This is a genomic window from Longicatena sp. 210702-DFI.1.196 (assembly GCF_020563125.1).
GTDB classification, from domain to species: Bacteria; Bacillota_I; Bacilli_A; order Erysipelotrichales; family Erysipelotrichaceae; genus Longicatena; species Longicatena caecimuris.
Map to the genome: position 1 here is coordinate 31,810 of NZ_JAJCPX010000022.1, position 19,725 is coordinate 51,534.

The following is a 19,725-nucleotide window of genomic DNA, read 5'->3' on the forward strand; positions in this document are numbered from 1 at the left end:
TGCAACAATTGTTCTCTAGGAAGATCAAAAAAGCGTTTTCATTATTATGGATTGTTCAATTTATGTAAAATCATTGGAAGTAATATGAAGTAAAATTAAGAATTAAAAGGTTGATTTGTTCATTTTGTATGCTAAAATGAATATAACTTGAACAAAGGGAGGATGTGGAAAGATGAGGAAGGCAATCGTGGCATTGTTTTTAATAACGGCAATTCTGTTGCTGAGCATTCGTCAGGAAAGAGAAACCATCATTATTTATTCTTCCATGGAACAATTTCGTGGGGAAGAATTGCAAAAACAATTGAATGAACAATTTCCTGATCTGCATGCCATGGTGATGTATGTGCCAACCGCCAAAGCCGCAGCAAAAATCTATGTGGAAAAGGATCAAAGTGATGCCGATATCATCGTAGGATTGGAATCCAGCTATATGGAAAAAATCAAAGAGGAATTAGCGGATATCAAAGGTTATAGCAAATTATCTTATCTGCGTGAATTACAACCGGATAAATTTGATAATCGCTATGTAATCTGGGAACGTCAGGCAGGGGCTTTCATTATCAATACCGAAGTTTTAAAAAAACACCATCTTCCTATTCCGACAACATATGAACAGCTGTTAGATCGCAAATATTATAATCTTATCGCCATGCCCGATCCGAAATCCAGTGGTACCGGCTATTTCTTTTATAAGAATTTGGTGAATACCATGGGAGAAGCGAATGCCTTAGCATATATTGATAAACTGGAATATAATGTGAAGCAATTTAGTGAAAGTGGCAGTGGACCTATTAAATTATTAATACAGGGCGAAATTGGAATCGGTTTAGGGCTGACTTTTCAAGCAGTAAATCAGATCAATGAAGGTTCACCATTTCAAATTGTCTATCCGAAAGAAGGTTCTCCATATTCATTGACTGGCACTGGCATGATGAAACATAGCAGCAATGATGCCGATGTACAACGTGTATTTGATTTTATCATAAATGATTTTCTATTATATGATAAGGAACATTTCTCACCGGAGCAGATCTTGCAGCATCAAAAAAATACAATACCCAATTATCCGAAACATATTCCTTATGCGGATATGACGGGAATCGAAGATATACATGAAAAAGAAAGGTTGTTAGAAGTATGGAAGTACTAAAGGATGCAAAACTCATCGTTAAAGATCTATATAAAAACTTTGACGGAAAGGATATTTTAAAACATATCTCCTTTGCTGTAAAAGAAGGAGAATTCTTAAGTGTATTAGGACCAAGTGGCTGTGGAAAGACAACCTTATTGCGTATTCTGATTGGTTTGGAGAAACAAGATGATGGTGAAATCTTATTAGACGCTCAAGATATTTCACATTTAAAGCCAAGTGAACGTGGAATGGGCATCATTTTTCAAAACTATGCGTTATTCCCGAATATGAGTGTCTTGGAAAATGTGGAATATGCCTTAAAACTGCGTGCTGATTTGAAGCAAAACAGTCGTAAGATTGCTCTGTCCACCTTAGAGGCAATCGGTATGCTGGATCAGATTGATAAACGTCCTTCCCAATTATCCGGTGGGCAGCAACAGCGTGTAGCGATTGCCAGAACGCTTGCCTTAAATCCTAAGATTATATTATTGGATGAGCCTATCAGCGCATTGGATGTCAGCATGCGCGAGGTCATGAAAAAGGAATTAAAGGATATTCAGAAAAAATTTAACTCGACAATGATCTTTATTACCCATGAACAGGAAGAGGCCTTTTATTTATCCGATCGCATCATGGTCATGAGTGAAGGCAATATTGAACAAATCGATACACCGAGAAATATTTATGAACATCCGGCAAATGATTATATCAAAGATTTTGTCATTGCTCATTTAGATAGTAAGTTAGCATCGTTGTGTGTGTGCACAGGGAAGAATGTTTATGAAAAATAGAGGCTTTCGCGCAGGTAAGCTGTTGGTGCTCATCTTCTTATGTTTTTCTGTATTACTGCCTCTTTTCACTTTGTTTTTTCATATTGATGGAGAAGATATCAGTAAGGTCATCCACAGCCCGCAATTCGCGCCGATGTTGATAAATTCTTTGATAACGACGACACTGGCTACGATCTTTTCTGTTTCACTAGCCTTTGCTTTGGCCTGGTTCATGAATCGTACCAATCTTCGGTATCGTTCCATATTTACCGTTTTATTTACGTTACCGATGCTCATACCTTCCATCTCTCATGGCATGGGCTTGGTGTTATTATTTGGCGATAACGGACTCATTAGTAATCTTTTGCATATGAAGTTTTATTTATATGGATATAATGGCATTATCTTAGGTTCTATTTTATACTCCTTTCCTGTTGCTTTCCTCATGCTGTGTGATACCTTTCAATATGAGGATTATACGACCTATGAGGCGGCAACTGTTTTAGGACTAAGTAAGAAACAACAGTTTCTTACAATTACTTTGCCCAATGTGAAAGGCCCTTTGATCAGTGTGATTTTTTCTGTTTTTACCATGATCTTTACCGATTATGGAGTACCGCTGGTTGTTGGTGGGAAATCCATGACATTGCCGGTTTATATGTATCGAGAAGTAATCGGCTTGCTTGATTTTTCAAAAGGGGCCATCATTGGGATATTGCTGTTAATACCGGCCTTTATCGCCTTTATCATTGATTTTAAAAATGATAATAAAGGAAATAGTTCTACGGTTACAAGAAACTATGTCATAACACCTAATCGCAAACGTGATCGCATTGCCTATATTATCTGCATTGCCACGGTGGTGTTTATCTCTTTGCCGATTATCACCTTCGCCATTTTATCCTTTGTCAAACAATATCCTACCGATATGAGTTTTTCCTTGGATAATGTAGTACAGGCTTTTGATCTGGGAGTTCGCATGTATCTTAAAAATGCGTTAGCAATTGCCTTATTGACCAGTATCCTTGGTGTGTGCTTAACCTATTTTACGGCATTTATTACCGCCCGCAGCCATCATAGCTTTTCCAATATGGCGCTGCATCTGATTTCCATGATATCACTGGCCATTCCCGGTGTGGTTTTAGGTTTGAGCTATGTGCTGTTTTATAAAGGAAGCCTACTTTATGGAGGACTTTCCATTCTGGTACTCGTCAATATTACGCATTTTTTCGCCAATCCATACTTGCTTGCTTATAATTCCTTACAGCAGTTTCACAGCAATTTGGAAGATATCTCAGCAACGATGGGGATTTCTAAACTGCGAATGTTAAAAGATGTATATATTCCATGTACGCAAGCAACCATCATTGAAATGTTTTCTTATATCTTTGTGAATTGTATGGTTACCATATCGGCGGTGTCTTTTTTGGCAAATTTCCGTAATATGCCATTATCTTTGCTGATTCCACAATTTGATTCACAATCACTCATTGAAGCAACGGCTTTTATCTCTATTGTGATCTTAAGCGTGAATTTGGTAATGAAGCTGATTATTTATTTACTAAAGCGTTCCTTACAAAAAGAAAAGTAGTTTGCAAGAACAAAGGGAAATGCTATAATACGATTACATAAAGGAGAAACGGAATTATGACGCTAACATTAAATCAATTTGAATTACTTGTCTACATAGAACGTCATCAAAACACAAAGATCACACAGCGAGCATTGGCAAAACAGTTGGATGTATCACTGGGTGTTGTTAATAAAACACTGGCAGAGCTATTGGAAAGTGAAATGCTGCGCAGTATTCGCAATTCAGTGTATGATGTGACATTAAAAGGCTATGAAACCTTAGAACCTTACCGGGTGAAAAAAGCTATCTTCTTAGCTGCCGGCTTTGGCTCTCGTATGGTGCCTATCACTTTAAATACACCAAAACCATTAGTACTTGTTCATGGGAAACGCATCATTGAAACCTTATTGGATGCGGTCGTCGCAGCCGGTATTGAGGATATCACAATCGTACGAGGTTATTTAGGTGAGCAGTTTGATGTCTTGCTGCATAAATATCCGAAAATTAAATTTATTGAAAATCCATTGTATAATGAGACCAATAATATCTCCAGTGCGTATCTGATCAAGGATATGATGGAAGGTGCATATGTGTTGGAAAGTGATTTGCTATTATACAATCCGGAAATTATTCGCAAATATGAATATGCGACCAATTACTGTGGGATTAAAGTAGATGTTACCGATGATTGGTGTTTTCATACGAAAAAAGGATATATAACCAAATTGGGTGTCGGGGGAAAAGATTGTCATCAGATGGTCGGTATTTCTTATTGGAATAAGGAAGATGGCAAAACGATGGCTGAGGATATTGATACCGTATTTAGAATGCCGGGAGGTAAAGAAAAATATTGGGATGAGGTGGCTTTAGCGGAATGTCTGCATCATCATAAGGTTATGGTAAAACCGGTTCATCAGGAAGATATTGTGGAAATAGATACATTTAAAGAATTGAAACAAATTGATCCAATCTATAATGTATAGTAAAGTTTTTATGTGGCATATTGTTACTAGGTGAAACATATGAAGGAAAAAATCTATGAATTTGATGCCATTATCAAAAAAGTGGAAGATATAGATGGAGCGTATGTCGAGATTCCCTTTGATGTGAAAAAAGAATTCGGCAAAGGACGTGTGTATGTTCATGCATGGTTTGATGATGTACCTTATGATGGCAGTTTAGTTAAGATGAAGACTCCTTGCCATATTTTAGGGATACGCAAGGATATTCGTGCAATAATCAACAAACAGCCTTCAGATTCTGTGCATGTGAAATTGCAAGAGCGTGATCCTAAGGCAAAAAAACAGTAAATGATAAGAACTTGTGCTACACTATAGATGAGGAGTGATAATGATGAAAACAATAACAATAACGATTGAAGGCATGATGTGCCAACATTGTGAAACACGTGTTCAAAATGCTGTTATGGCACTAGACGGAGTGACTAGCTGTGAAGCAAGCGCAAAGAACAATCAGGCAGTCATTACCTTTGATGAAACGAAGGTTAAAGAAGAAAATATTAAAGAAACCATTGAAGAAGTTGGCTATGAAGTAAAATAGGTGCGTGAGAAATCACGCACCTTTTTCAATCTGGATGTCTTAAAATAGCTGGAAATGTTACTTAATAAAAATCATGCGTACGGTCATATCCATTACGTAACTGTAGGTCCAGATATAATTCAGCTAATACGCCTTCATAATAGGGATTGACAAACCAATTACCGATAATCAATAAACTGCCTAGAATACGCCAACCGATAAAGGATAGATCAAGTACAAACATATCAAATTTATGATGCATTGTCATATGCCGGGAGCGCGCAAAGGCTTCTTCACTGCTCAATGACGGATCTTCTGCCAACAGATATGGAATCATCTGATATTCATAGGATTTTATGATGCCAGGGATAACAAATAACAAGGTCCATAAGAAGATTTTGATATTTTTTAACAGCATAATCTTTACGACATTGAGATAATTATCTGAAAAAATTGAAAAGATAACGGATATACTTTGTGCTTCCTGTATATTTTGGAGAAAAAAGCGATTGACACCGCAACGTAAAGGATTGGCGATAAAGATACCGTACAGAATACCTATAATGCCAATAATAAAAACAATTAAAAATGCAAAGCCCAAAAAGTTGTTTAGCCAAATGGTATCAAAGATCGTCGCATCATGGAAAGTATAAGTTAAAGATCCAACGCCCAATGTGATACCATCCTTATAATCGGATACATGATGTGTTTGATTGGCAATAGAATCACTCATTCTGCCACATAATAACATGGCGATAAAGGAAACGAGAAACATCCTCCAATAGCTGCGCTGCATAACTGCCTTACAGCGGTCTTTTAATTCTTTTCGTGAAAACATAACATCACCCTTTCTCTATATATTAGCTAAAAGCCGGAATTCTATCTTTTGGTATCGTGAACCGCATGAAAACATTTTCTACCGTGTCTGAGAATTGAAAGCCTAATTTTTTCCAAAAGGCTTGCGCATCCTTGTTATGAAGATCTACCGGACAAGAAACTCTTGCTGCATTATATTCTTCTTGTAAGTAATGAATGCAGACTTTCGCCGCTTTTGTACCGAATCCTTGTTTCTGATAAGCATCCTCAATTAAGCAATTGATAATCTGATAGTTTTATCACCTACATACATGGAAACAAAGCCAATCATCGGATCATCCTCATAAATGGTAAATGGTATCATATCATGATAAAAGACATATGCTTCTGCCAATGAATGTGTTACCGTGTCAACAAAATTCGCATTTGCGACACTTGCTTTTAAAGCTAGACATCTTTCATGATTGGCTTCATTAATCGTTTGTAATCGTATCAATATACTCATCTTAATGCGATCTGATTTAGCAGTTACGTATGATTATTATAGCATATAAGTATTCATATAGGATAGGAAAAAGCAAACGTTGAGTGTTTCAGCGGAAAGAATGTAAAAGATAAGTAAAAGGATAAGAAAAGAAAGAAGAAAACATGATATAATACCTACATAAAAAAGCGAGGCGAAACTGATGAGGCTTGTACATGTATTTGTAGAACATCCGATATTACATTTAGACCATACGTTTACTTACCGTTGTTATGATGCCAATGTGAAACGTGGTGTCCGTGTTCAAGTGCCTTTTCATAAGACAAGCATCATTGGATTTGTCAGTAAAGTAGAAGAAGCAGATGAACAAACGCTTGCAAAATATCCTTATGAAATCAAAGAAATTACAAAGATTATAGATGCAGAACCATTGATCAATGAAGAACTGTTTACTTTGGCTGATTGGATGGGGAAAACATATATAGCTCCGCGTATCGCATGTTTTCAATGTATGCTGCCGGCAAAATTAAAACCAAGTTCAACACATGGCAAGATCAAGATGGAAACATGGGTACGGATTTGTAAAGAGCCGACACAAAAATTAACGGAAAAACAACAGGCTGCTTATGAACAGCTTGAGCGTCATGGCTGCATGCGGCGCAATACATTTTATCAAATGTTTAAATCCCCCGGTAAAAAATTGATTGCATATGGTATTGTCGAAAGCTATGAACAAGAAGCAAAGGCAAGCTTGCTGGAAAGTGAGCAGGATGAAGAAAAGACATTACAGCCGGATCAAAAAAAGGCTATGCAAAAGCTTTTACATGCAACCCAGGTCGTATCCTTACTACATGGTGTGACAGGAAGTGGGAAAACCGAGGTTTTTTTACAACTTGCCAAAAAAGTGTTAGAAACAGGACGACAGGTAGTGTTGTTGGTCCCTGAAATTGCATTGACTCCCCAAATGGTACAACGGGTAAAAGCACGTTTCGGGAAAGCAGTAGCTATTTATCATTCCGCATTAAATGCCCAAGAAAAGTATGAACAGTATCAATTGGTAAAAGAGCATAAAGTACAAATTGTCGTTGGTACACGCAGTGCTATTTTTATGCCATTTGATCATTTGGGATTGATTATTTTAGATGAAGAGCATGATACCAGTTATAAACAGGATGCAACACCACGCTATCATTGCCGTGATATTGCTGTATGGCGTGCAAAGTATCATCATGCGAAAGTCGTGTTGGCGAGTGCAACACCGTCTTTAGAAACATATGCCAGAGCTCATAAAGGTATTTATCAGCTAGTAGAAATGCCAAAACGCATCAATGCCCGTTTCCCTGAAATGCAATTGGTAGAAATGCGCAAAGCTGTAGGGAATTCAGAAAGCTATTTACTATCAAATGACTTATTGGATGCCATTTATGAGCGTCTGCAAAAGAAAGAACAGATTGTCTTATTATTAAATCGCCGTGGTTATACGCCAATCTTACGCTGCATTTCCTGTGGATTTGTTCAAATGTGTCCCCATTGTGATGTGGCAATGTCGTATCATAAAGAAGAACAGGTACTAAAATGTCATACATGCGGACACACGATGTCAGTACCCGCCTATTGTCCTACATGTGGTAAAGCCAGTTGGCGGTATTTAGGTATAGGTACACAAAAGTTGGAAGAATTTGTCCAGATCAAATTCCCACAGGCTCGTATTTTGCGCATGGATGCAGATACTACCGGAAAAAAACATGCCCATGAAGACATTTTGAAATCCTTTGGGAATCATGAGGCAGATATTCTTTTAGGAACGCAGATGATTGCAAAAGGATTAGATTTTGACAATGTTACATTGGTTGGCATTGTGAATGGCGATGCTATGCTGAATCGAAGTGATTATCGCAGCGGAGAACTGACATATGATTTATTAGAACAGGCAAGTGGCAGAAGTGGGCGTGGTGATAAAGCAGGAAAAGTCATCCTGCAAGTATATGATACGCAACACTATGCTATACAAAGTGCCCTTCATCATGATTATCTGATGTTTTTTAAGCATGAGATGCGTTATCGTCACTTAGCCGGATATCCGCCGTATCGTTATTTGGTATCTTTGGTTTTTTCTCATAAAACAAAAGAAATGGTGGAAAAGGATGTGAAAGCAGCCATGCAGATTTTAGAAAAGAAAGAAAACGGTAAGATTTTAGGTCCGGCTTCTTTAAATAAGCTACGTGACGAATATCGCATGCGGATCCTCTTAAAAGGAAAGGATCAAGCATTATTAAATCATTATGCATGGGATGTCTATCAGGACCATATAACAAAAAAAGCTAGAACACGATTGGATATTGATGTATCACCGGTGGTACTGGAGTAAAATATGAAAAAAGAACTTTTAAAAACAGTGTTGCCCTATGGTATTGCAATTGTATTATTGCTTATTGGCAGCCTTTATGATTATCAGATTACCAATGCTTTGCATGGCCGATTACCCTATAGTGGTGTTTTCTTTGAACGATTGATTTTAATTCCTTTGCAATCTATGGTCATCGTAACCTTTGCGATGTTGTATCTCGTAAAACGAAAATATAGATATCTTTTTTGTGCTATGATTGCCTCTATTTACGTCGTACAGGATGCCTTACATTACTGGATGCGCATAGACGCTCTATGGTTATATGGCATTCTTCTTATATTGGCAGTTCTCTATCTTTTCACAATCTTGCTTTTATTATCACAAATGGATCAACATTTATTGCAACAGCGGCTGCCTTTCTTTATCTTTTTTACTTGTGTGATGTTAAGTGTCGCAGTATGTACAACCATCATAAAGCATTTTTGGGGCAGAATTCGCTATCGTGATTTAACAAATGCACAGGATTTTATAAAATGGTATCTCCCACAAGGTGTTACCGGAAATCGCTCTTTTCCCAGTGGTCATACGAGCGGATTTACCAGCATCCTGTGTTTCTTAGAGTGGCGGAAAAACCGTTATGAAAAACCATCAATCGTGCGTACGATCATCATTTGGATGTTAATTATATACATGCCTATCTCACGTATGGCCATGGGGGCTCATTTTTTAAGTGATACTGCTGTCGGCTTTCTTATGACCTATAGCTGGTATTTGTTTTATCGAAGATATTATCGAAGGAGAGAAGTATTATGAATGCTAGAATGTTTGCTTATACAGCGCTTTGTCAGATCTGTATCCATAAAACCTATAGTAACCTTTATTTACGTAAAGAATTAGATAAGGCTGAACAAAAGGATAAAGGACTCATCACGACTATCGTATATGGAACCTTACAAAACTATCGCTTATGTCGCTATCAATGGGAAGATCTGGTACAGAAATTACCAAAAGCAGAAACAGCAGTCTTATTGGATATGAGCGCATATCAGTTGTTTTATATGGATAAACTGCCGGCATATGCCATCATCAATGAAGCTGTAGAGATAGCCAAAAAACATGGTGGTAAAAAACAGGGAGCATTAGTAAATGCCGTTTTACATAAGATCATGCAGCGAGGGCAAAGAGAATTGCCAAAGGATACGCTACAAAAGTTGGCAATAAAAACTTCACATCCGGATTGGCTCATCAATATGTGGAAGGCGCAATACGGAGAGGAAACTTGCCGCGCTATCTGTGAAAGTAATATGGAAACGCGTAAACAGTGCGCCAGAGTGAATCTCATGCGTATGAGTCGTGAAGAATTCCTAGCACAGGACAATTCATTTACGGCTGGACAATTAGCTTCTTCTGTATATTATCAAGGAACCTCTTTAGCCCATACTTCCTGGTATGAAGATGGTATGTTGTCCATACAGGATGAAGCCAGTCAACTGGTTGCTTATTGTGTAGATCCTCAGCCTAAGGAGCGCATCTTGGATGTATGTGCAGCACCGGGGACAAAGTCTACACATATGGCGGAATTGATGCAGGATGAAGGAGAAATCATCTGTGGTGATATTCATGAACATCGTGTGGAACTGATTCAACAAGGTGCAGATCGTTTACAGCTGCATAGCATTCATCCTGTTGTCATGGATGCGACGAAATTACAAGGATTACAGGAAGCTAGTTTTGATCGTGTGTTATGTGATGTACCTTGCAGCGGCTATGGGGTTTTAGCAAGAAAAAGCGATATCAAGTATCATATGCAGAGTGAGGATATGGATACATTGATTCCTTTACAAGCAGCTATTTTAGAAAAAGCAAGCACAATGGTGAAACAAGGCGGTATCCTTGTTTATTCTACCTGTACTTTAAATAAAAAAGAGAATGAGAAACAGGTGGAAACGTTCTTAAAGAAACATGAGGAGTTTACCTTAGTATCACAGAGAACGATATTTCCTTTTGAGTTTGGCAGTGATGGCTTTTATATTGCGAAGATGGAGAAGAAAGCTTAATTAAGATAGAGGGATTGATTATGAGAATCAAAGATAAGTGGGTAGAATAGAAAAGATTATTTTATGATTTTGTAGATGAGTATAATACGTAATTGGCATAGATTACGCAATTAATAGGATTTAAAAACCATAAAATGTGAGAGATGAGCATGCCGATCTTTCACCTTTTTGTGTTACATAGATAGTTAAGTGCTTGATATTTTACATTATATTTGGAATCTTTTTCATTGCGTAATAAAATGTTTCAGAGTATAATTCTAAATAACGAGGTGAACATGATGCTAGAAATAAAAGTGTTAGAAAAGGTTCTGGAAACGGCTCTGAAAACCGGAGGCGATTTTGCGGAAATCTTTGAAGAAAAAAATTATCGTAATTCTATTTCCATGCTGAATGGAAAGGTTGAAGATGTTAACAGTGGAATACGCAGAGGGATTGGTTTGCGTATCTATCATGGGTTAGAATCGGTATATGCGTATACCAATGATCTAAGTGAAGAAAATTTGATAAAAACAGCGAAGCAGTTATCTGCCGCTATTGATGATCAACAAGTCATTGAACATGTCAAACTTCAGGAAGTAACCTATGAGAATGCGCATCCGGTTACGTTATATCCAAAGACATTTCCAATGGAAAAGAAAGTCGCATTGCTGAAGCGTGCTAATGATGCTGCCATGGCATACGATACACATATTCAAAAAGCCATGTCATTTTTAATGGATGAAGAACAGCATGTTGCAATTGCCAATAGCGAAGGTCGCTACATTCAAGATACGCGTGTGCATACCCGTTTAGGAGTTACCGTAATTGCAGAAGACGGCGATTTGCATGAAACCGGAAGCTGTGCGCCAGGTTCTAGCAAGGGCATGGAATTTTATGAAGAAGCACTTCCGGAAGAAACAGGGAAAGAAGCAGCTAGAGCAGCAATGCAGATGCTTTATGCAGATGATTGTCCTAGTGGCACAATGCCTGTCGTGATTGAAAACGGCTTTGGCGGCGTTATTTTCCATGAAGCGTGCGGGCATGCTTTAGAGGCTGCAGCAGTTGCGAAAGGTCAGTCTGTATTCTGTGGTAAATTAGGACAGAAAATAGCAAGTGAGTGTGTTACGGCAGTCGATGATGGAACGATACCAAATGCATGGGGTTCTGAAAACATTGATGATGAAGGAAACTTCCAACAGCGCCGTGTATTAATTGAAAATGGTATTTTAAAGAGTTATATGATCGATAGACTCAATGGTCGCAGAATGGGTATGGAAAGTACCGGCAGTTCTCGTCGAGAATCTTATAAATATGAAACAACTTCCCGTATGTCAAATACTTTTATTACAGAGGGAAATAATACGTTGGAAGATATGATTGCAGGTATTTCTTATGGCTTATATGCAAAATCCTTAGGTGGAGGAAGTGTAGATCCAAGTACCGGAGATTTTAACTTCTCAGTACGTGAAGGCTATTTGATCAAAGACGGTAAAATCAGTAAACCGGTGAAAGGTGCTACTTTGATTGGTAATGGTGCTGATGTCTTGATGAAAATAGATATGGTAGGGAAAAATGTATTGCGTGCACCTGGTATGTGTGGGGCAAGCAGCGGTTCTATTCCTACTGATGTAGGACAACCGCCATTACGAGTAAGTGCGATGATTGTCGGTGGTAAGGAAGGAGGAAGTGCAAATGAATAAGCAGTTATGGATGGATGCGGCAAAAAAAGCCGGATTAGAACAATTTGAAATCTATGAACAGCGACACACTTCAACTTCTATTAATGTTTATGAACAAAAGGTAGATTCTTTTAGTATCAGTGATTGTGATGGGATTGCCATGCGTGGAGTTTATCAAGGGAAAATGGGAAACTGTTTCTTAGAAGAAGTAGATGATGCGCAGATAGACGATGTATTAAATCAGATTAAACAAAATGCTTCGATTATTACTGCGGAAGATAAAGTAATGATCTTAGCACCAGCAGAAAGTTATCCAACAATACAAAAGCATAAAAACACATTATTAGAAACAGAAAACAGTTTAAAGATCCAGAAACTTAAAGAACTGGAAGAAACAGTAAAACAAATGGATTCACGAATTGCACAAGTCATGACAACCACCTATGAAGAAAGTGTTGCAGTACGCAGTATTGTAAATACAAAAGGTATGGATCTTTGTGACAGTGACAGTTGTTCCATAGTTTACGTGGAAGTATTGGCAAAGGACGGCGAAGATACAAAGAGTGCTTTTGATTGGCTGTATATAAAAGATCTGGAAGCCTTGGATATACCTGCTTTTGCGCATAAATTATGTGATAAGGTCATCAATAAGCTTCATGCGGATACGATAGAAAGCGGCAATTATCCATTATTGATGGAAAAAAGTGCTATGACCTCATTGTTTAGTGCTTTAGCAGGTTTGTTTGATGGCGAAAATGCCTTTAAGGGTATTTCTATTTTGAAAGATAAACTTAATGAAGCTATCTTTGATGCAAAGATTAGTGTAATTGATGATCCTTTGATGGAGGATGGCATAAATTCAGCATCCTTTGATGATGAAGGTACAGCATGCTATACGAAAACAGTCGTTGATAAGGGAATATTAAAAACGTATCTGCATAATAGCAAATCAGCAGAATTGATGCAGACAACTTCTACCGGCAATGGCTTTAAAGGTGGCTATGGCGGACCAGTTGGTATTTCACCAACAAACTTTTATATCAAAAATGGTATGGCAAGCTATGAAGAAATGATTAAAACGATGAAAAAAGGTGTTATTGTCACCAATCTGAATGGTCTGCATGCTGGATTAAATCCAGTATCAACAGAGTTTTCGTTACAATCCGAAGGTTTTTATGTAGAAGATGGTGTCATTGTGAAACCAATTAACCTATTCACGATATCCGGCAATTTCTTAGATATGATGAAGCATATTAAAATGGTTGGCAACGACTGCAAGATGGGAATGAGCGGTGTCGGTACACCAAGTATTTTATTTGAAACCATTGCTGTAAGTGGTAAATAATTAGAGAGAAGAGTTTTCCAAAACAGGTAAACTCTTTTTTTGAATTGTTAAGTTTAAATAAGTAATATTCAAAAAGTGTTGTTTTTATTTTTTCATCTATTATTCTTGTGCCACCTGCATAAACAAATCTTTCTGTTCATTCAGCTTCTTAAAGAAAATCTTAAAACTTCCTGAAAATCCATTCAATCTAATAGGTAGGATGGTCAATTCTATGGTAAAATAAAAGGCGGTTGGTGATAACATGAAGAGTTTATATGATTTTAACTATGAGCAAATGGCAGAATTGGCACTTTCTCATGAATGGAAGAAATTTCGCGGACACCAGATTTTTCAATGGCTGTATCGCAAACGGGTAACCTCTATTGATGAAATGAGTGATTTGTCAAAGGAAACAAGAGAAATCCTAAAAGCAAACTATGCTTTGAAGCCATTGACTTTAAAAGATAAACAAGTATCCAGTGATGGTACAACAAAATATTTATTTGCCTTGGAAGATGGCTCCTTGATCGAAAGCGTCTTAATGCAGTTTGATTATGGAAAAAGCATCTGTGTAACAAGCCAAGTTGGTTGTAATATGTCCTGTGCGTTTTGTGCCAGTGGTTTAACGAAGAAAAAACGTAATCTTACCAGTGGTGAAATGGTTGCACAGGTGATGTATGTACAACAGGATTTGGATAAACAGGAAGAGCGTTTAAGCCATATCGTTGTTATGGGTACCGGAGAGCCATTTGATAATTATGAAAATGTGATGAATTTTTTAAGTACGGTGAATCATGATCGTGGCTTAGGTATCGGGGCAAGACATATTACGATTTCGACTTGCGGTGTCGTTCCTAAGATCTATGAATTTTCAAAGGAACATACCCAGTATAACTTAGCGATTTCTTTGCATGCGTCTAACAATACGCTGCGTGATGAGCTGATGCCGATCAATCACGCCTATCCTTTGGAAGAACTCATGAAGGCAATTCGTCAGTATGCAGCAGAAAACAATCGACGTTTAACGTTTGAGTATATCTTATTAAGAGGTGTCAATGATCAAAAAGAGCATGTGAAACAGTTGGCAAAACTATTGCGTGGTTTAAATGCTTATGTAAATTTGATTCCTTACAATGCAGTGGATGAGAAAGGTTTTCAAGGTGTTGATCATGCCCATGCAATGGTCTTTTATGATGCCCTCATGAAAGAAGGGATTCGCTGTACGATTCGTAAGGAGCATGGAGCGGATATTGATGCGGCATGCGGACAGTTAAGAGTGAAGCATTTACGCAAAGAAGCAAAAGAAAGGCAGGGAAACTAGCTTGAAGTATTATGGAAAGAGTCATATCGGCTTACGTCGTAAAAATAATCAGGACAGTATCTGTCTGGCAGAAAATCAACAGCATGCTTTATTAGCCGTTGTCTGTGATGGCATTGGCGGAGGTAAAGCCGGTGATGTGGCGTCCGCATTGGCCGCAGAACATATGAAAAAAAGCTTTGAACAAGCAGTATTATGCCATAAAAATGATGTAGAAGTAAAACAATGGCTGAAAGGTGTCATTCAGGAAGCAAACGATTTGATTTTTACGCAGGCAACCAGACGAGAAGAACAGCGCGGTATGGGAACAACCATGGTTGGTATCTTGCATTGTCCGGATGCGACCTATGTGTTTAATGTCGGGGACTCTCGTACCTATGGGTTATATGAAGATGATTTTTTATGTTTGACAGAAGATCATTCCTATGTGGCTGATTTATTAAAACGCGGTGAAGTGAGTGAAGAAGAAGCGAAGCATCATCCTAATCGCAATGTGCTGACAAATGCTTTGGGTATTTGGGATAGTGTAAAGGTTGATATCAATAAGGTCAAAGAAGATTATAAGATGCTATTAGTGTGCAGTGATGGTCTTCATGGCTATGTAAGTGAAGAATTAATCCGCCATATCATGGAAAGTGATTGTGCATTACAGGCAAAGGTAGATTTATTAATTCAAGCGGCATTAGATGCCGGTGGTTATGATAATGTTAGTGTCATCCTTGTGGATAAGGAGGATGCAGCAGATGAATAGAATGCAAAAAATGATAGCAGAACGCTATATCATCAAAGACAGTATCGGAGAAGGCGGCATGGCAGATGTGTATCTGGCTGAGGATACGATCTTGAATCGTGAGGTTGCCATCAAGGTGCTGCGTGGAGAATTAAGCAAAGATCCAGTCACGTTATTGCGCTTTCAGCGTGAGGCAAGTGCGGTCAGTAAGCTTTCGCATCCCAATGTCGTTGATGTCTATGATGTAGGAGAATATGATGGGCATCATTATATTGTCATGGAGTATGTCAGAGGAAGAACCTTAAAACAGTTGATCAGTCAGCGTGGAGCCTTGCATAAGGAAGAGGCTGTTGATATCATGATTCAATTAACCAGTGCGGTACAGCATGCGCATGAGCATAACATCATCCATCGTGATATCAAACCGCAAAACGTCTTAGTGAAGGATGATGGAACAATCAAGATTACGGATTTTGGTATTGCGCTAGCACATGATTCAGTACAGTTGACCCAAAGTGATGCAGTACTGGGCAGTGCGCATTACTTAGCACCGGAAACTACCAGAGGGGAAACACCTACGAATCAGGTTGATATTTATGCTTTAGGAATTGTTTTCTACGAATTGTTGACAGGCAGCGTACCTTTCCGCGGTGATAATCCGGTACAGATCGCCATGAAACACCTACGTGAGGAAGTACCTAGTGTATGTGAATTTAATCCTACCCTTCCTCAATCAATTGAAAATATCATTATCCATGCGACGGTAAAAAACCGCAAATTGCGTTATCAAAGCACCAAAGAAATGTTATATGATTTAGAACATTGTTTAGATGCATCAAATGCGCATGTAAAAAAGCTCAGCTTTGCGCAGGAACAAGATCCTACCCTGATCATGAAGGAACAAAAAAAGGTGACTCAGCATAAACCGCGACAAGCAAAAGTGATGGAAATACCGGATGAAGATGACCATCCGCAAAAAGCGGAACAGCAAAAAACAAAGAAGAAAAAGCACAAAACACCACTCATAATTGGCATTTGTATCGCTATTGGAGCACTTGTGGCTTTCATGATTTTCACTAATATCATGTCGCCGAAAGAAGCGGCCATTCCAGAAGTTATTGATCTTGCGAAAGATGAAGCTATCACCAAATTAAGTGAAGCAGGTTTTGCTAAGGATAAGATCAAAATCGAAGAAAAATTAACCGATGATAAAAGTTCTGGTACGGTAGTGGATATTTATCCGAAAGCGGGCAGTAAGTATAAAACCAGTGATCCAATTACGTTAACGATTTCAAAAGGTATGTATTATATCGTCGAAGATTACAAAAACCGTCCGTATGAAGATGTGAAAAAGGAATTAGAAGAATATGCACCTAAGGTGAAGCTCATTGTTAAAGAAAAAGAGAATGCAGAGTATAAACCAGGGTACATTATCGAACAAAGCGGTTTAAATATTGGCGAAAAGCTGGATCCACAGCAACCTTGTGAATTATATGTAACGGTAACAAAACGCGTGGAATTCACGATTCAGCTGAATGGTAAAACAGTGGAAGAAGCACAGAACATCTTAGGGGAAAAAGGAATCATCCCGGTATTGGTACAAATGGATAAACCAGAGGATGATGAAGATGTTGAGGAAGGAGTTGTGGTCAAGAGTGATCCTGTCGAAGGCAGTTGGTACATACAGGAAGGCTCTAATACGATCACATTGTACTACTATTGATGGAAACAGGAAGAATTATTAAAATCATTTCAAATCAGTACGAGGTATTAAATGAACAGGGTGAACATTTAGCCTGCATTGCCATGGGCAAGCTGCGTAAGCATAAAGCACCGGTTGTTGGCGATGTTGTAAAGCTTCAGCGATTTGACGCACAAATCGGTATTCAGAAAATCTTACCTAGAAAAAATGAATTGCTGCGTCCGGCAATTGCCAATGTCGATCAGGCAATCATCGTTATGTCTTGTAAAGATCCGGATTTCTCTACGGTGTTGGTAGATCGTTTGATTTTTCAAGTATGTTACGCACAGATCCATCCCATCTTATGCTTTACGAAAATGGATCTTATCGAGGAAGATGATGAAATTCATAAGAAAATCATGGCATATCGCGATAGTGGCTATGATGTTTATATCAGTGGGAAAGGGTATGCCAGTGATGCGCTCATACAAATATTGAAAGGGAAGATCTCCGTCTTGACAGGACAAAGTGGTGCTGGAAAAAGTTCATTGCTAAACCGTATTGATCCAACATTTCATTTGCAGACACAAGAAATCAGCAAGGCGTTAGGACGTGGAAAACATACGACCAGACATTGTGAATTGCATGAGATTGCCGGTGGATGGGTAGCCGATACGCCGGGCTTTTCTTCCATGGATTTTACAACGATGGACATTCAAACGCTGGCTGAACGTATTCCTGATTTTGCACCTTATCTGCATCACTGCAAGTTTAATGACTGTATTCATGTGCAAGAACCAAACTGTGCTATTCGCGAGGCTGTGGAAAAGCAAGAAATCAACGGTGAACGTTATGCACATTATCTGGAAGTTGTGCAGATGATCAAACAAGCAAAACCTAAGTATTAATCTAATATAAGAAAAGGAGGAAAAAAATGAGACAAAAATTAGTAATCGCGCCATCGGTGTTATCATTAGATTATGCAAGAGTGAGTGAACAGTTGGCCGATTTGAATAAAACACGTGCAGAATGGATGCATTTTGATGTGATGGATGGACACTTTGTGCCGAATTTAACCTTTGGTCCGGATATCTTAAAAGGCTTTAAAAAAGCAGTAGATATGGTGATGGATGTGCATATCATGGTGAGTGATCCTAAGTTTTATGCGCCTATTTTCATTAAAGCCGGGGCCGATATCGTAACGTTTCATTATGAAGCTGTTGCATCGATCAAAGAATGTGTCGCCTTGTGTAGAACCATTCGCTCCTTAGGTGCGAAAGCCGGCGTGAGTGTGCGCCCTAAAACACCGATTGATGAAATATTACCATATCTACACGAAATGGATGTATTCTTGATCATGAGTGTGGAACCAGGTTTTGGCGGTCAATCTTTTATGGAAGATCAGTTGGATAAGGTAAGAAAATTGCGCAGCTATATTGATGCACATGAGTTAAATGTACGCATAGAAATTGATGGTGGTATCAACGCGAAAACAGCAAAACAGGCGATTGAAGCTGGCTGTGATACGCTGGTTGCGGGAAGCTATGTGTTTAAACAAGATGTGCATGAGGCGGTAGAATCCTTATTATGCCTGGCGTAATTCTAATCAGTGGATTAGCTGAACGGGTGTATACAAAAGAAGGCTATGACATCATCGGTGTAGATCATGGCGCCTATATCTGTGCTTTGCAAGGCGTTGAAATGAAAGCTGCCATTGGCGATTTTGATAGTGTGAGTAAAACGCAGGTTATCCAAATCCAACAGATGGCAGAAAGAATGGAACAACTTCCTTCACATAAGGATGAGACGGATACCGAAGAGGCGGTATTGTACGCTCTTGCACATGGTTATGATGATATTTGGGTCTATGGTGCATTAGGTGGGCGCTTAGATCATGAATTAGCCAATCTATATCTTTTAATGCATCGCAATTACCCCATCACTCTGGTTAATGAACAAAATCGTATTCGTGTAATAAAAGAAGGTACTTATAAAGTACCTAAAGAATATACCTATCTGTCGTTTCTAGCTTTAGAAGACTCCCAGATAACAGAAATCGGTGTTGCCTATCCGTTAACCAAACGCTGTTTATCTACAAGAGATATATATGCAATCAGTAATGAAATCTTAAATGAGCATGCTGAGATTATTGTACATAAAGGAAGCTTTTTAATGATTGAATCAAGTGATAAAATATGATGAAGCGAACTCCAAAGTTTGGATAACCAAATGCATGGAGTTTTTTGGGGCTCTAAATTAACGTAGGGTTTAAAGAAAAAACGCTCTAAATTATCAT

Annotated in this window: 20 protein-coding genes; 17 read left to right on the forward strand and 3 right to left on the reverse strand. The window is 38.4% G+C overall.

Annotation, left to right across the window (positions count from 1 at the left end; all coding sequences use genetic code 11):
• Positions 1-172 precede the first annotated feature (172 nt).
• From LI241_RS10095 to LI241_RS10120, 6 genes are read left to right on the forward strand one after another with little or no spacing between them, the layout of a single operon-like run.
• Positions 173-1,150: an extracellular solute-binding protein gene (locus LI241_RS10095; RefSeq protein ID WP_008689213.1), complete on the forward strand. Its 978-nt coding sequence runs from the start codon at positions 173-175 to the stop codon at positions 1,148-1,150.
• Entirely contained in the window at positions 1,138-1,923 is a 786-nt protein-coding gene (locus LI241_RS10100) for an ABC transporter ATP-binding protein (protein WP_008689211.1), read from the forward strand. Before LI241_RS10095 ends, LI241_RS10100 begins: the two co-directional genes overlap by 13 nt.
• Positions 1,913-3,493, forward strand: a complete 1,581-nt coding sequence (locus tag LI241_RS10105) for an ABC transporter permease subunit (RefSeq protein ID WP_017144611.1) — start codon at positions 1,913-1,915, stop codon at positions 3,491-3,493. Before LI241_RS10100 ends, LI241_RS10105 begins: the two co-directional genes overlap by 11 nt.
• A 56-nt stretch (positions 3,494-3,549) precedes the next feature.
• The gene (locus LI241_RS10110) at positions 3,550-4,458 is read left to right on the forward strand and encodes a sugar phosphate nucleotidyltransferase (protein ID WP_008689208.1); all 909 of its coding nucleotides are present in this window, start codon (positions 3,550-3,552) and stop codon (positions 4,456-4,458) included.
• A gap of 39 nt (positions 4,459-4,497) precedes the next feature.
• Complete coding sequence (locus LI241_RS10115; protein ID WP_008689207.1) at positions 4,498-4,785, forward strand: DUF1905 domain-containing protein; 288 nt, start codon at positions 4,498-4,500, stop codon at positions 4,783-4,785.
• Positions 4,786-4,825: 40 nt separating this feature from the next.
• Positions 4,826-5,035, forward strand: a complete 210-nt coding sequence (locus LI241_RS10120) for a heavy-metal-associated domain-containing protein (RefSeq protein ID WP_227160437.1) — start codon at positions 4,826-4,828, stop codon at positions 5,033-5,035.
• A gap of 61 nt (positions 5,036-5,096) precedes the next feature.
• On the opposite strand, the gene LI241_RS10125 is transcribed toward LI241_RS10120, so the two are convergent.
• The 3 genes from LI241_RS10125 to LI241_RS10135 are packed head-to-tail and all read right to left on the reverse strand — an operon-like array spanning position 5,097 to position 6,335.
• On the reverse strand, positions 5,097-5,852 hold the full coding sequence (locus LI241_RS10125) for a DUF975 family protein (protein ID WP_008689205.1): 756 nt from the start codon (positions 5,850-5,852) through the stop codon (positions 5,097-5,099).
• 22 nt (positions 5,853-5,874) lie between these two features.
• Positions 5,875-6,117 (reverse strand): GNAT family N-acetyltransferase, encoded by a 243-nt coding sequence (locus LI241_RS15995; protein ID WP_081484679.1) that lies wholly within the window; start codon positions 6,115-6,117, stop codon positions 5,875-5,877.
• Positions 6,102-6,335: a hypothetical protein gene (locus tag LI241_RS10135; protein ID WP_008689204.1), complete on the reverse strand. Its 234-nt coding sequence runs from the start codon at positions 6,333-6,335 to the stop codon at positions 6,102-6,104. Before LI241_RS10135 ends, LI241_RS15995 begins: the two co-directional genes overlap by 16 nt.
• 181 nt (positions 6,336-6,516) lie before the next feature.
• Between LI241_RS10135 and priA the strand changes: the two genes are divergently transcribed.
• From priA to LI241_RS10190, 11 genes are all read left to right on the forward strand, one after another.
• Positions 6,517-8,682 carry a primosomal protein N' gene (priA, locus tag LI241_RS10140; protein ID WP_008689203.1) on the forward strand — a complete coding sequence of 722 codons (2,166 nt, stop codon included), beginning with the start codon at positions 6,517-6,519 and terminating at the stop codon, positions 8,680-8,682.
• Positions 8,683-8,685: 3 nt separating this feature from the next.
• The gene (locus LI241_RS10145; RefSeq protein ID WP_008689202.1) at positions 8,686-9,474 is read left to right on the forward strand and encodes a phosphatase PAP2 family protein; all 789 of its coding nucleotides are present in this window, start codon (positions 8,686-8,688) and stop codon (positions 9,472-9,474) included.
• Positions 9,471-10,718, forward strand: a complete 1,248-nt coding sequence (gene rsmB, locus LI241_RS10150) for a 16S rRNA (cytosine(967)-C(5))-methyltransferase RsmB (protein WP_008689201.1) — start codon at positions 9,471-9,473, stop codon at positions 10,716-10,718. Before LI241_RS10145 ends, rsmB begins: the two co-directional genes overlap by 4 nt.
• 278 nt (positions 10,719-10,996) lie before the next feature.
• Complete coding sequence (locus LI241_RS10155) at positions 10,997-12,397, forward strand: TldD/PmbA family protein (RefSeq protein WP_017144612.1); 1,401 nt, start codon at positions 10,997-10,999, stop codon at positions 12,395-12,397.
• Entirely contained in the window at positions 12,390-13,721 is a 1,332-nt protein-coding gene (locus LI241_RS10160; RefSeq protein ID WP_008689198.1) for a TldD/PmbA family protein, read from the forward strand. The genes LI241_RS10155 and LI241_RS10160 overlap by 8 nt, the downstream gene beginning before the upstream one ends.
• 241 nt (positions 13,722-13,962) lie before the next feature.
• Positions 13,963-15,021 carry a 23S rRNA (adenine(2503)-C(2))-methyltransferase RlmN gene (gene rlmN / locus LI241_RS10165; RefSeq protein ID WP_008689197.1) on the forward strand — a complete coding sequence of 353 codons (1,059 nt, stop codon included), beginning with the start codon at positions 13,963-13,965 and terminating at the stop codon, positions 15,019-15,021.
• A 1-nt stretch (position 15,022) separates the two neighbouring features.
• Positions 15,023-15,769 (forward strand): Stp1/IreP family PP2C-type Ser/Thr phosphatase, encoded by a 747-nt coding sequence (locus tag LI241_RS10170; RefSeq protein ID WP_008689196.1) that lies wholly within the window; start codon positions 15,023-15,025, stop codon positions 15,767-15,769.
• Positions 15,762-17,471: a Stk1 family PASTA domain-containing Ser/Thr kinase gene (gene pknB, locus LI241_RS10175; protein WP_119957476.1), complete on the forward strand. Its 1,710-nt coding sequence runs from the start codon at positions 15,762-15,764 to the stop codon at positions 17,469-17,471. Before LI241_RS10170 ends, pknB begins: the two co-directional genes overlap by 8 nt.
• The gene (gene rsgA / locus LI241_RS10180) at positions 17,471-18,337 is read left to right on the forward strand and encodes a ribosome small subunit-dependent GTPase A (RefSeq protein ID WP_008689194.1); all 867 of its coding nucleotides are present in this window, start codon (positions 17,471-17,473) and stop codon (positions 18,335-18,337) included. The genes pknB and rsgA overlap by 1 nt, the downstream gene beginning before the upstream one ends.
• Positions 18,338-18,363: 26 nt before the next feature.
• Positions 18,364-19,029, forward strand: coding sequence for a ribulose-phosphate 3-epimerase (rpe, locus tag LI241_RS10185; RefSeq protein ID WP_008689193.1), 666 nt, complete (start codon positions 18,364-18,366; stop codon positions 19,027-19,029).
• Positions 19,017-19,628: a thiamine diphosphokinase gene (locus LI241_RS10190; RefSeq protein ID WP_008689192.1), complete on the forward strand. Its 612-nt coding sequence runs from the start codon at positions 19,017-19,019 to the stop codon at positions 19,626-19,628. Before rpe ends, LI241_RS10190 begins: the two co-directional genes overlap by 13 nt.
• The last annotated feature ends 97 nt before the right edge of the window (positions 19,629-19,725 follow it).

Coding starts and splice junctions, on each gene's coding strand:
- LI241_RS10095 (WP_008689213.1), top strand. CDS start 173: ATGAGGAAGGCAATCGTGGCATTGTTTTTAATAACGGCAATTCTGTTG.
- LI241_RS10100 (WP_008689211.1), top strand. CDS start 1,138: ATGGAAGTACTAAAGGATGCAAAACTCATCGTTAAAGATCTATATAAA.
- LI241_RS10105 (WP_017144611.1), top strand. CDS start 1,913: ATGAAAAATAGAGGCTTTCGCGCAGGTAAGCTGTTGGTGCTCATCTTC.
- LI241_RS10110 (WP_008689208.1), top strand. CDS start 3,550: ATGACGCTAACATTAAATCAATTTGAATTACTTGTCTACATAGAACGT.
- LI241_RS10115 (WP_008689207.1), top strand. CDS start 4,498: ATGAAGGAAAAAATCTATGAATTTGATGCCATTATCAAAAAAGTGGAA.
- LI241_RS10120 (WP_227160437.1), top strand. CDS start 4,826: ATGATGAAAACAATAACAATAACGATTGAAGGCATGATGTGCCAACAT.
- LI241_RS10125 (WP_008689205.1), bottom strand. CDS start 5,852: ATGTTTTCACGAAAAGAATTAAAAGACCGCTGTAAGGCAGTTATGCAG.
- LI241_RS10135 (WP_008689204.1), bottom strand. CDS start 6,335: ATGAGTATATTGATACGATTACAAACGATTAATGAAGCCAATCATGAA.
- priA (WP_008689203.1), top strand. CDS start 6,517: ATGAGGCTTGTACATGTATTTGTAGAACATCCGATATTACATTTAGAC.
- LI241_RS10145 (WP_008689202.1), top strand. CDS start 8,686: ATGAAAAAAGAACTTTTAAAAACAGTGTTGCCCTATGGTATTGCAATT.
- rsmB (WP_008689201.1), top strand. CDS start 9,471: ATGAATGCTAGAATGTTTGCTTATACAGCGCTTTGTCAGATCTGTATC.
- LI241_RS10155 (WP_017144612.1), top strand. CDS start 10,997: ATGCTAGAAATAAAAGTGTTAGAAAAGGTTCTGGAAACGGCTCTGAAA.
- LI241_RS10160 (WP_008689198.1), top strand. CDS start 12,390: ATGAATAAGCAGTTATGGATGGATGCGGCAAAAAAAGCCGGATTAGAA.
- rlmN (WP_008689197.1), top strand. CDS start 13,963: ATGAAGAGTTTATATGATTTTAACTATGAGCAAATGGCAGAATTGGCA.
- pknB (WP_119957476.1), top strand. CDS start 15,762: ATGAATAGAATGCAAAAAATGATAGCAGAACGCTATATCATCAAAGAC.
- rsgA (WP_008689194.1), top strand. CDS start 17,471: ATGGAAACAGGAAGAATTATTAAAATCATTTCAAATCAGTACGAGGTA.
- rpe (WP_008689193.1), top strand. CDS start 18,364: ATGAGACAAAAATTAGTAATCGCGCCATCGGTGTTATCATTAGATTAT.
- LI241_RS10190 (WP_008689192.1), top strand. CDS start 19,017: ATGCCTGGCGTAATTCTAATCAGTGGATTAGCTGAACGGGTGTATACA.